General features: G+C 49.9%; 13 protein-coding genes. 5 read left to right on the plus strand and 8 right to left on the minus strand.

Annotation, left to right across the window (positions count from 1 at the left end; genetic code table 11):
• Positions 1-6 precede the first annotated feature (6 nt).
• Positions 7-1,494 (plus strand): glutamate synthase subunit beta, encoded by a 1,488-nt coding sequence (locus IC617_RS09675; RefSeq protein ID WP_191144795.1) that lies wholly within the window; start codon positions 7-9, stop codon positions 1,492-1,494.
• A gap of 92 nt (positions 1,495-1,586) precedes the next feature.
• On the opposite strand, the gene IC617_RS09680 is transcribed toward IC617_RS09675, so the two are convergent.
• Positions 1,587-1,979: a hypothetical protein gene (locus IC617_RS09680; protein ID WP_191144796.1), complete on the minus strand. Its 393-nt coding sequence runs from the start codon at positions 1,977-1,979 to the stop codon at positions 1,587-1,589.
• 160 nt (positions 1,980-2,139) lie between these two features.
• On the opposite strand from IC617_RS09680, the gene IC617_RS09685 reads away from it, so the two are divergent.
• Positions 2,140-2,625, plus strand: a complete 486-nt coding sequence (locus tag IC617_RS09685) for an FKBP-type peptidyl-prolyl cis-trans isomerase (RefSeq protein WP_191144797.1) — start codon at positions 2,140-2,142, stop codon at positions 2,623-2,625.
• Positions 2,626-2,787: 162 nt separating this feature from the next.
• Positions 2,788-3,774 (plus strand): ABC transporter substrate-binding protein, encoded by a 987-nt coding sequence (locus tag IC617_RS09690; RefSeq protein WP_191144798.1) that lies wholly within the window; start codon positions 2,788-2,790, stop codon positions 3,772-3,774.
• Between the two features lie 49 nt (positions 3,775-3,823).
• Here the strand turns inward: IC617_RS09690 and IC617_RS09695 are convergent, their stop codons facing one another.
• Together IC617_RS09695 and dusC are read right to left on the minus strand one after the other, a co-directional pair.
• Positions 3,824-5,782 (minus strand): OPT family oligopeptide transporter, encoded by a 1,959-nt coding sequence (locus IC617_RS09695; RefSeq protein ID WP_369410388.1) that lies wholly within the window; start codon positions 5,780-5,782, stop codon positions 3,824-3,826.
• Between the two features lie 97 nt (positions 5,783-5,879).
• Positions 5,880-6,848, minus strand: a complete 969-nt coding sequence (gene dusC / locus IC617_RS09700; RefSeq protein ID WP_191144800.1) for a tRNA dihydrouridine(16) synthase DusC — start codon at positions 6,846-6,848, stop codon at positions 5,880-5,882.
• Positions 6,849-6,943: 95 nt separating this feature from the next.
• Between dusC and dsbB the strand changes: the two genes are divergently transcribed.
• Positions 6,944-7,558, plus strand: coding sequence for a disulfide bond formation protein DsbB (gene dsbB / locus IC617_RS09705; RefSeq protein WP_369410389.1), 615 nt, complete (start codon positions 6,944-6,946; stop codon positions 7,556-7,558).
• An 11-nt stretch (positions 7,559-7,569) separates the two neighbouring features.
• Here dsbB and IC617_RS09710 read toward each other — a convergent pair whose 3' ends face one another.
• From IC617_RS09710 to rnd, 5 genes are all read right to left on the minus strand, one after another.
• Positions 7,570-7,953 (minus strand): hypothetical protein, encoded by a 384-nt coding sequence (locus IC617_RS09710; RefSeq protein ID WP_191144801.1) that lies wholly within the window; start codon positions 7,951-7,953, stop codon positions 7,570-7,572.
• Positions 7,954-8,010: 57 nt separating this feature from the next.
• Positions 8,011-8,466 (minus strand): YcgN family cysteine cluster protein, encoded by a 456-nt coding sequence (locus tag IC617_RS09715; RefSeq protein WP_191144802.1) that lies wholly within the window; start codon positions 8,464-8,466, stop codon positions 8,011-8,013.
• A 24-nt stretch (positions 8,467-8,490) separates the two neighbouring features.
• A complete protein-coding gene (locus IC617_RS09720) occupies positions 8,491-9,489 on the minus strand; it encodes a lytic murein transglycosylase (RefSeq protein WP_191144803.1) in 999 nt (332 codons plus the stop codon).
• 11 nt (positions 9,490-9,500) lie between these two features.
• A complete protein-coding gene (locus IC617_RS09725) occupies positions 9,501-9,779 on the minus strand; it encodes a YcgL domain-containing protein (RefSeq protein ID WP_191144804.1) in 279 nt (92 codons plus the stop codon).
• A 92-nt stretch (positions 9,780-9,871) separates the two neighbouring features.
• The gene (gene rnd, locus IC617_RS09730; RefSeq protein ID WP_191144805.1) at positions 9,872-10,999 is read right to left on the minus strand and encodes a ribonuclease D; all 1,128 of its coding nucleotides are present in this window, start codon (positions 10,997-10,999) and stop codon (positions 9,872-9,874) included.
• 185 nt (positions 11,000-11,184) lie between these two features.
• Between rnd and IC617_RS09735 the strand changes: the two genes are divergently transcribed.
• The gene (locus IC617_RS09735) at positions 11,185-11,625 is read left to right on the plus strand and encodes an Rrf2 family transcriptional regulator (RefSeq protein WP_191144806.1); all 441 of its coding nucleotides are present in this window, start codon (positions 11,185-11,187) and stop codon (positions 11,623-11,625) included.
• The last annotated feature ends 142 nt before the right edge of the window (positions 11,626-11,767 follow it).

Raw genomic sequence — 11,767 nt, forward strand, 5'->3', positions numbered from 1 at the left:
CGAATAATGGGTAATCCAACTGGATTTTTGAAAGTAGACCGCGCTCTGCCTGCAGATCGCGATCCAGCTGCACGTTTGATTGACTGGTGTGAAGTACACGAGCACATGCTCGAAGACGACATCAAGCAGCAAGCCTCACGTTGCATGGACTGTGGTGTTCCTTTCTGTCAAAGCGGTAATAGCCGCTTTGCGCCAAAGGTTGCCGGTTGTCCAGTGAACAACCTGATCCCTGAGTGGAACGACTTGATTTACAATGGCCGCTGGAAAGAAGCGATCCAACGCCTACACAAGACTAATAACTTCCCAGAGTTTACCGGCCGTGTGTGCCCTGCTCCATGTGAAGGCTCTTGTGTACTGGGTATCAATGCGCCACCGGTGACCATTAAGCATCACGAATACGCCATTATCGAGCGCGCATTTGAAGAAGGCTGGGTTGTTGCCGAGCCGCCAGCAGCACGTACTGGTAAGAAAATTGCCATTGTCGGCTCTGGCCCTGCCGGTTTGGCCGCTGCAGCTCAGCTGAACAAAGCCGGTCACCTAGTCACCGTTTATGAGCGTGCCGACCGTATCGGTGGCTTGTTGATGTACGGCATTCCAAACATGAAGTTGGAAAAGCACATCATCGATCGTCGCATCGATATTCTGAAAGAAGAAGGCATTACCTTCGTTACCAACACTGAAATTGGCAAAGACATTCCAGCCAAGCAGTTGCAAGACGAGTTTGATGCTGTGGTTCTCGCCACTGGTGCCACTAAACCACGTGACTTACCAGTCGAAGGCCGCGAGTTGAACGGCGTTCACTTTGCCATGGAATTCCTTGGCAAGAACACCAAGTCATTGCTCGACTCTCAGCACAAAGATGGTGAATTCATTAACGCCGAAGGCAAGAATGTTGTGATTATCGGTGGTGGTGATACGGGTACAGACTGTGTTGGTACCTCATTGCGTCACAAGTGTAAGCATGTGGTGCAGCTAGAAATCATGCCGAAGCCGGTTGATGAGCGTGCCGCCAACAACCCTTGGCCAGAATGGCCGAAGACACTGTTGGTTGATTACGGTCAATCAGAAGCCATTGCCATCCAAGGCGATGATCCACGTCATTACCAAGTGATGACCAAGAAGATTGAAGGCGATGAAAACGGCAACGTCAAAGCTGTTCACACCGTTGATATCACTTGGGGCACCAACGATGCTGGCCAATTCGTGCCGCAAGAAGTTGCAGGTAGCGAGAAGGTTCTGGAAGCTGATTTAGTCTTCCTGGCAATGGGCTTTACTGGCCCTGAAGCAGAGATCCTAGAACAACTGAGCGTTGAACAAGACGGCCGCAGCAATGCCAAAGCCGAATACAACAAATTCAACACCAATGTTGAAGGCGTATTCGCTTGTGGTGACGCCCGCCGCGGTCAGAGCCTGATTGTTTGGGCCATCGACGAAGGCCGCCGCGCCGCACGCGAAGTGGATGCGTTTTTGATGGGTGAAAGCTACTTGCCTTAGTGGCAAATTGCTTTCATAAGCATTGAAATAAAAAACCGCTCGAAAGAGCGGTTTTTTATTTCGCCGACAAAAGTTGAGTTCTAGGCCAAGAACTATTCAGGTAGCGGCGACTCAACTGGCAATTGCTTGGTTATGTGCTCATCGCCAATGTGCTGCGTGATGCTTGTTAAATCGTCCGATATAACGTAGCTCTCTTGCGCTTGTAACGTATCTTCGCCAGACCCCAGCAATATCGGCTGCGACGGAATGACGATAAATCCTCGCGGGTCTTTTCTGACCGAAACAATCGCTCTGTCCTTTAGTCCGTCAAAAGCTTTTCGCGTCAAATCAACGATAGCTTGCGCTCTTTGTACACTCATTCCGTGGTGTGACAAGCCAGTCGAAGAAGGGTTGAGTGCCACCAATTGGTTATCATTGGCCGATGCGCAAACTGCTGTCGTTAAAGCTAGGCTAGCCATCAAAATGGCCGAAATGGTTTTCATCATAAAACATCCTTGTGTTGTATCCATGGAGAGAACAGATTGTCAATAAAGCCATATGGCTTGGTTGACATTATAAACGGTGACTTCGAGCAAGCGTCAAGCTAACCTACCCCAATCTAATTTGGGCAAAAGCCTAATGCCCCTTCGGACCGTATTGATCATCATGAAAACAACCATCGTCACATCAGCCGCATTAGCGCTTGCCCTCATCCTTACTGCGTGTAGCAAACCAGTCTCAGAAGAAGAAATTGAAGGCAACTTGAAAGTCTCAGAGCGCTGGCTTGCGACCAACCAGCAGCAACCCGATGTTCAGATCACACAACACGGCTTGCAATACAAAGTCCTTAAATCAACAACCGGTTGCGCCATTGATGCCAATAAGCCAGTGACGGTGCATTACGAAGGTCGTTTATCGGTCGATAATCAGGTATTCGACAGCAGCTATTTACGCGATGCACCGTCGACCTTTTCTCTCGGTGGCGTGATCAAAGGCTGGCAGATTGGCGTGCCGATGATGAAACTCGGTGAAAAGTGGGAATTTTATATTCCGCCCAATCTGGCCTATGGCACCAAAGGTAGCGGGCGCGTAATCGGCCCCAATATGGCCCTGACATTTACCATTGAGCTAATTGAAGCGACCTGTTTGTGATCAACAGGCTCTAGTCGGCTCTTTCGGATACCGCAAAAGTACGATAAGCAACGCACTTTTTACGAAATTATTGCCGCTCGAAATCAAAGGCTTGGAGCATTTCTGAACCAGCAGCTAAGCTACATCGTAATGCAACAAAACTAACGGCTCTAGGTTGTTATCGTGAATATCATTCGCTGCTGTCTGGCTATGCTGCTCGGATTGTTCATCAAACCATTGATGGCGGCGAATGTGTTATTGATCGCCAGCTACGATGCCGATAACGAGTGGAGCAACCAATGCATCGCTGGTATCGAATCAACCATCGCCGATCAGCATCAGCTCAAGACCATCTACCTCAACACCAAACGACTACCGCGATCTGAGCATCAAGATGCAGCTGAGCGAGCGTGGCAAACGTTTTTACAAACCAAACCTGATCTGGTGTTACTTGGCGATGATAACGCAGTGGGATTGTTAGCAAAGCGCATCGCCGCAACCAATACGCCGATGGTGCTTTACGGCGTCAATGACAATCCCCGAATGTACTTTGATGACGCGCTACTACCAGACAATGTCGCGGTCGTTTTGGAGCGACGCCTGTTCACTCCAGTTGCCCGCCTCATTCACCAAATGGTGCCTCTTAAACACCATCGAATCTTGGTTCTGTTTGACCAAAGCACAACATCAGCCGCTTTTATTGGCAACACCTTGCGCGGCAAAACCCGTTTGCGCTTAGGATCGATTCAAGCCGAGGTGCTGCCGATTACCCATTATCAGCAATGGCAGCAAGAAATAATCAATGCACCAAAGGAATATGACGCAATCGTCATGGAGCACTGGTACACCCTCAGAGATCAAGTCACAGGCGACATTGTGCCAGACGATGAATTATTAGATTGGAGTGGGCAGCACAGTCAGTTGCCCCTTTTCAGCTCGGTGCCCTCTTCTGTCGGCCCCAAGCGAGCGGTTGCTGCAATCACTCTATCTGGAGAGCTACACGGCCAAGTTGCAGCGCAGGCCGTGCTCGACATACTCGCCAATAGGCCGGTCGAGCAATTGCAAGCGACCGAAACCAACACCTACTATTTCAGCAAACAGGGCCTAGCACGATTTGGCCTGACCGTACCGGATAACATTGCGCAGCAAGCCATTTTCAACAGCCCTTAATTAGAGCCCAGCCTAATGCTCAAGCTGGGCTTATGGTTTTGGGGCTTTGCTAGGCTTTGCGAATGTTATTGAAGAACCAATAAATTAAGCAAGCAAAGGCAAACGCGCCGACAATCATCGCCGTCACTTCGCCACCGAGCCAATCCGTACCAATACCCTCAGGTTTGCGGCTTTGGGCAAAAGCAACTGCGGCAATGCCGACACCCAGCAGGCCTTCGCCACCGACAAATCCGGAGCCGAGCAAAACACCACGCTCGCGACGCTCTTCAAGCTGCTCTTTGTTTTTGGTGCGCTTTTCAAAATAATGGCGAATCAAACCACCAATGAAAATCGGCGTCATGGTCGCGACCGGCAAGTACACACCAACAGCAAACGGCAGCGATGGAATCTTAAATAATTCGCAAACAATGGCGATACCAGCACCGATAAATACCAGCGTCCACGGCAGATTCTGATCCAGTACCCCGTCAATCACCAGTTTCATTAATGTGGCTTGTGGCGCCGGTAATTCACTCGAACCAAAACCAAAGGTTTCAGCCAATAGCAGCACCGCCAAACAAACAAAGGTCGCAGAAGTCAGTACCCCAAGGAGTTCTGCCATCTGCTGCTTCTTCGGTGTTGCGCCAAGCAAATAACCGCTTTTCAAATCTTGCGAGGTATCGCCAGAAATGGATGCAGCAATGGCAACAACGCAACCAACAATAAGTGTTGCTGCTTTACCGGCAGTGTCGGTCCAACCCATGGCAAGGAATATCGTCGCAGTGCCGAGTAGCGCAGCGATGGTCATGCCGCTGGTCGGATTCGACGTAACGCCGACTAAACCAACAATCCGCGAAGCAACGGTAACGAAAAAGAAGGCAAAGACTGTCACGCATAATGCGGCGACCAGGCGCGTGCCCACTTCACCAATCTGACCAAACGCGTCAGGGAATAATGTCAGTACCGCAACAATCACTAAAATGGCGACACCGACAAATTTCAGTGGCAAATCACGCTGAGTACGCGGTACCTGAGCATCGCCGTTAGAACCATCGCCTAAGTGACTGGCACCGGCTTTGAATGATTCCAGCATCAGCGGAATACTGCGGATCAAGGTAATAATGCCTGCTGTGGCAACTGCACCGGCACCAATGTAGCGCACGTAACGGGTCCAGATTTGCGACGCCGACATGTCTTTGATCAGCATTTGCGTCTCAGGGAATAATGGCGCGGTTAAAGAATCGCCCCAATAGGCAATACCCGGAATGATGATCAGAGCCGATAGCAGACCGCCGCCAACCATAATTGCGGCGATGCGCGGGCCGAGAATATAACCGACGCCGAATAAGGCCGCCGACAGGTCGATGCCGATGCTCGCCTTTTTAATAAATGGCACATTGAACGACGCGTGCGATGGGATCACTTTCAGCCACGAGGTTAATGTTTTGAAAAGTGCTGCGACGCCCATTCCCCAGAAAATGTACTTGGCTTTGTTGCCACCTAATTCATTGGCAACGAGCACCTCTGCACAGGCTGTTCCTTCTGGATAAGGCAGCTTGCCATGCTCCTTTTCAATCAGGTATTTGCGCAATGGGATCATAAACAAAATGCCCAATAGGCCACCGCACATGGCAAGCACGGTCATTTGCAATAAGCCGGGGGCAACGCCCCACATAAACAGCGCTGGCAAGGTAAAAATGACCCCGCTAGCCACTGAGCTGGAGGCAGATCCTGTGGTTTGCGCAATGTTGGTTTCTAAGATGGTGCTTTTGACGCCGCCCTTGGCGAGGATTTTGAACACCGCGACCGCCATCACGGCGACCGGAATTGATGTACTGATGGTCAGGCCGGCACGCAGGCCCAAATAGGCGTTGGCGGCACCAAAGATGATGCCGAACAAAATACCAAGACCAACCGCTTTAAAGGTAAATTCAGCAACAGTTTCCTGTGCTGGCACATAGCTTTGATATTGCTCCCCCTCTTCCAGAGGGCGATAAGCTTTGGCATCGAGGCCTTTTTTCTCTGTCACTGTCATTCCTGTCGGTAGTTTTGATTATTAGAGTTTGGCTTGATCCTACCGCACTAGCGAGTGACTGCAACCACCCACCGTCATCAAATATGACGGATTAGCGGCAAAGGATCGCTACGATCTCATCGCTGCGTTTTAATCGACGAATGGATTTGAAAAGCTCATCACCTTGCTGATAGCGCTGACGCAAATAACTCAGCCACTGTTTAATGCGGTTGGGGTAATACAGCCCTTTGTCGCCTTCGACTTCATAATGGGAATAGCGCACCAGTAAGGCTTGCACCTGCGACCAAGTCATGGCTTTTTCGCTACCTCGCACCACTTGAGCCAGATTCGGCAATGCTAGGGCCCCGCGGCCAAGCATTAAGTGTTGGCAACCACTGGCCGCTATGCAGCGCTGGGCGCTGTCGGCATCAACAATATCGCCGTTGGCGATAACCGGCATAGCAGCGCGCTGGCGAATCGCTTTTAATTCATGCCAATGAGCCGGCGGTTTGTAGCCCTGTACTTTGGTACGAGCATGTACCACCAAAGATGACGCGCCAGCTTGATTAATGGCATCGATGGTTTCATCAAGCAACGAGGTATCATCCCAGCCAAGCCGCATTTTGGCACTTACCACATGCGGTTGCGGTACTGCTTGGCGCACCGCATGAATGACTTGGTAAATGAGTTCAGGCTGTTTCAACAATGAAGCACCGCCACGACTTTTGTTTACCGCTTTGGCCGGACAGCCAAAATTTAAATCAATGCCGGCAGAGCCAAGTTCAATGGCAGTAACTGCATTTTCAGCCATTGCCGCCGGCTCTTGCCCCAATAATTGAATGCGCACTGGCGTGCCATTGCTAGTTACCCCGCCATGATAGAGCTCCGGCGCATAACGATAAAACACCCGCTCTGGCAGCCCACGGTCAACAATTCGAATGAATTCTGTCACGCACAGATCATAGCCACCCAGCGCGGTCAGCAAATCGCGCATCAAGTGGTCCATGACACCTTCCATCGGCGCGAGGATCAGTTGGCCGACCTTGGCAGTAGGTTGTGGCGATGACGTTGGTTGGCTCATAGAGTAAATAGACGCGTGTTTTTTAGGCGAAACCGGCGCTGCATTTTAGGCTGCCCACGGTGAAAGGCAAGTGTCACTAACCAATTGAATATGAATTGATCCGTTACAAATTTAACGGCGCCAGCGCTACCGAACTGACGCCCAAGTCGTTACAATCAGCGCCAGTTTTCATCTTACAAGTCATTCAGATGCGCGCACTCTCTCTATTTGCTGAAACTCGTTGGTCTTGGTTATTGCTGGCTGTTTCAGCACTGGTTCTCGATTTAGTTGCCTTGTATTTTCAACATGTGATGTTGTTGGAGCCATGCGTCAAGTGTATCCACGAACGCGTTGCTATGTTTGGCATTATGTTCGCGGGCATCATCGGTCTACTAAACCCTAAATCGATTTATCTACGGATCGCTGGTTACGGCTTGTGGCTATACAGTGCCATTGAAGGCCTGCGAATTGCCATTTCCCACGTCAAACTGCAATTTCCGAGTGACAATCCGTTTTTCGACAGTTGTGGCATGGACCCTGAATTCCCAAGCTGGGCGCCGTTAGATTATTGGTTGCCTGAAATCTTTATGCCGCGAGGCATGTGCGATGAAGTGCAGTGGGAATTTCTTGGCTATACCATGCCACAATGGTTAGTGGTTTGTTTTTCCGTTTACATCGCCATCTGGCTGGCGGTGATCGCGAGCCGCCTATTTAGCGCACGCAAACCCTAGAGTCTGTTGGTTCAAAAACCAGCCAGCAGCCAAGCGGCAACGTACACAGGTGCGAACAATACCGCTGCGACTATCATGCCGATGTAGATGCCCTTCTGACCAACAAGCTGCTTGGAAAATGCGGTTTTAGGCGTGGTTACGAGCAATGGCAACACCGCCAACAACAGTGCCACTATCAGCCAAAGTCGCCACACCAAGGGTTGGAAGCTTTGCTGGCCGACTGCTAGGTCATACATGGCGATAAAGCCGAAGCTGAAGAACAGCAACGATGCGAGTTCTTCGAGCAACACCGGCCAACTGAATTCATCTTGGCCACTATATATCCGGTAGGTTTTCCAGCTAAAGCCGAACAAGATGTAGGCGGAGTAAAACCAAAGTAATGCCATCCAAAGCATAATAAGTCCTTTAGATATCGCTATCCTTGGCGATATCGGTCAATGAATTGGTGCGAATCAATCGCCACAGTCGGCTAGCGGCCAAATGACGATATGGTCTTCAGGGTCGCCGCCGAGCGATTCATGGATCACCTTACCGCGAACCGACTGCCCCGCTTTGTGCATTGCTGCTTTTGAGCCAGTGAGCAACGGGTGCCAAGCGGGCAAATCTTTGCCCTCTGACAAACGCCGGTAAGCGCAGGTTGGTGGCAGCCAGCCAAAGCTTTCTCGATGTTTTAAGCTGACCTTGACGCAATCGGTGACACGCGCGAAACGATGTTGGTAATCGGTACAACGGCACTTTTTCGTGTCGAGCAAATCACAAGCGAGATTGGTGTAATACAACTCTTCGGTTTCATCGTCGATGAGCTTTGATAGGCAGCACTTGGCACAGCCATCGCACAAGGATTCCCATTGTGCATCCGTCATCTCATCCAACGAAGTCGTTCGCCAAAAGGCTTGGTCATTGGTCATTACACTGTCCCGCCTTGCCCATTGTTATTTGGCAAATACCGATGGATAAGCAATCCGGTCTGACAAATAGCCAACGGAAGTGACGAAGTAATAAGAGCGATTCCACTTCATCAACACATCGTAGTTGCCGTAGGCGAGATAAGCACGACCATGGGCATCGTCAGGCAACACCAGCGACGCTTCAATATCACGTGTCGGTAGGTTACTCATGTCGTAGCGACGAACCCCAAGTTGCTGCCATTCAGCCAGCGATTTTTTGGTTTTCAAACCAGCCAACTCGGTATCAAAGCCTTCTGGTAACTTGACCTGTCGACCCCAGGTTAAATCGTCATTCCAACCAGACTGGGCTAAATAATTCGCGATTGAAGCAAAAACGTCGGCCTGGGTACCCCAAATGTCTTTACGACCGTCGCCGTCGTGATCAACTGCGAATGCCAAAAATGAACTCGGCATAAATTGGGTTTGGCCCATGGCACCAGCCCAAGATCCTTGGAACTGGCCTAACTCAATATGGCCCTGATCAAGAATAGTTAGTGCCGCAATCAATTCCTTGCGGAAAAATTCCTCACGGCGTCCGTCATAAGCTAATGTCGCCAGCGCCGAAACAATATCAAAGTTGCCGGTGTAGCTGCCAAAGTTAGTTTCATTACCCCACAAGGCGACGATAAAGCGCGGCTGAACACCGTATTGATCACCGATTTGTTTGAGTAATGGATAATGCTGCTTATACAACTTACGCGCTTTATCAATTTTCCACTGGGGCACGCGCTTGGGTAAATAGGTATCAAGCGTTTGGCGTTTTTCTGGCTGGTTACGGTCGAGCTTCACCGTACGCTGGATGAATTTGGCATTGCCAAATGCGGTGTCAATGGTGGATTCAGAAATCCCTTGTGCCACCGCCTGCTGCTTCACTTGCTCCAAGTATTGCTCAAAGCTGGGCTTATCGGCTGCGATAGCGCTCGAGGCAAAAAGTGCGGTTGCAAGCAGCAAGGCGCGGCGTATTGCGTATTTGGTTTTGGTCATGGCTAACGCTCCTAATCGTCCAAACCGAGCGACTGCCGATGCTGTTGGAGCAGGCTGGGTTGTGGCGGCGGCAATTGCAGGTAATAGCCAGTTTCTGTCAGTTGCTGCTTAACGCGCTCAATATCTGCAATAGCCAACTTGGACTGCGCCGCTAAATTGACCATCAGGGCGAATTGCGGCTTACCAAATGTCTCCAACAAGGCTTCTGGCACCTTGGAAAAATCATCACGCTTGGTGAGATACAAATACGTTTCTTGTTTTTTGGGACTCTTGTAGATAGCTGTGAGCATGAAACAATGGCCTTGAATACACAGTAATAAAAACGAATTGGACTATACCAAATTCGCTACGCAATAAAAGTTAGCGGTTTGTTGCTGGCGCTTCAGCTGGCTGGATTTTCCTGCAACCATTGGTGAATGGCGTCAGCACTAACAGCCGCCCGCCAGCTTTGCAGCAGCACTGGCAAATCAGATTCATCGCCGCCTTGCCACTGCCACATTAGTAACTCGTTGACTTGCCGCTTGGAGGCAAAGCTCGCAACCGGCACACCGGCTTTGTCGGCCAACGTTTGGCAAACTTTCATCAGTGACTTGCTACGCGATTTGTAACTGGGAATATCGATCACCCGATGGATCCGGCTCGGCCAATCTTGTTTGTCGATCAGTTTGGCATCAGCAATCAACTTCAATAGTTTGCTGCCATGGATCCGCACTTCAATTGGTGACAGCTCATTGATTTGTTTCAGTCGGGTCATCGACTCAGGTTGATATTTTGCTAAAGCAACCAATGCTGGATCTTTAATGACAAAACTCAGCGCCATATCTTTTGCTGCAGCGCGCTGATAGCGCCACGCAGCGAGCTCTCGCAATACCGCCAGTTGCTGCTGATTTAATTGCCAGGCATTTTTGACATCCAAATAGCGCTTGGCAATGTCACGCTCTTGCCGTTGTGCTAACCGTTGGCACTCGCTCAAGCAAGCGTCATACAAGCCTTGTTGCTGCAGTTGTTCGATTAAGGTTTGGGCAACTGGAATCAGGTATCGAACATCATCGGCGGCGTATTGCAATTGTTGCGAAGAGAGCGGCCGTTTTAACCAGTTGGTGCGGGAATGGGATTTATCGAGTTCAATCTCGCAGACCCGTTCTACCAACGCAGCAAAGCCCATACCAGAGCCCCACCCCAACATTGAAGCGGCGACTTGAGTATCGAGAATATGATTGAATTGAATCGCCCCTTCATGCCAAAGCAACTCCAAATCTTCGCCAAAAGCATGAAAGACGGTCAGTGGTTCATTTTGTTGTAGCCAAGCCCACAGTGGTGACAGGTCATCAATAGCCAAAGGATCAAGCAACCACACCGAATCGCCATCTGAGATCTGTAGTAAGCCAAATTGCGGATACAAAGAACGCTCACGGACGAATTCAGTATCAAGATAACGGGCAGTTGATTGTTGGCATTGCTCTAACACATCCAGCATATGCTGTTGTGAACTAACGACCTGGTAAGTCAAAGAAATACTCCGAGGGCTTGTTGAGTGGCGGGATCTTACAAATCTGGCGGCTATTGTACCAGCAAATCCTGTAACCATTTGCAACAAATAAACTGCAGATTAATAACCTATCCTTGCTGTCGATCAGGGTTTAACGGTATAACTGCTTTCATACTTGCCTTTTGACCAACATACGCAAGGTATTTATGCAACTTACCAGCTTTACCGACTATGCCTTACGCACTTTGATGTATTTGGGGCTGCAGCCGGACAATCATCTCGTCTCGGTAAATGAGGTTTGCGAGCAATTCAACATGCCTCGCAATCATGTCATTAAAGTGACTCAACAGCTGTCGCAGTTAGAATACATTACCTCCGTCCGAGGTCGCCAAGGCGGCATTCGACTGAATTGCGATTTAGCCGAAGTCACTGTTGGTAAAGTGATCCGCGATTTTGAGAAGCGCTTGAACCCAATTGATTGTGCTGGCACTGAATGCCCTGCCGCTGGTCAATGCAAGCTGCAATGTTTGCTTGCCAAAGCACAACGGGCGTTTTTAGCCGAGTTGGATAAAGTATTCGTGAGCGAGGTGTTAAGCCGACCAGATGCTCACAAGCACTCGATTATTGAGCTTGCCAGCGCCAGCTAATCAGCCGCAAAGAAACCGTCTTTCAGCAAAAAGCCACCTTGTTTAAGGCTGTCTCTTGATCACATCTTAGAGTTCAAGAGACTTGGCTAATTCGTACCCTTCAAGGATGGCTTGTAATTTGAGCCATCCTTGCCACAGCACT

The sequence above is a fragment of the Neiella litorisoli genome (assembly GCF_014773395.1).
GTDB lineage: Bacteria > Pseudomonadota > Gammaproteobacteria > Enterobacterales > Neiellaceae > Neiella > Neiella litorisoli.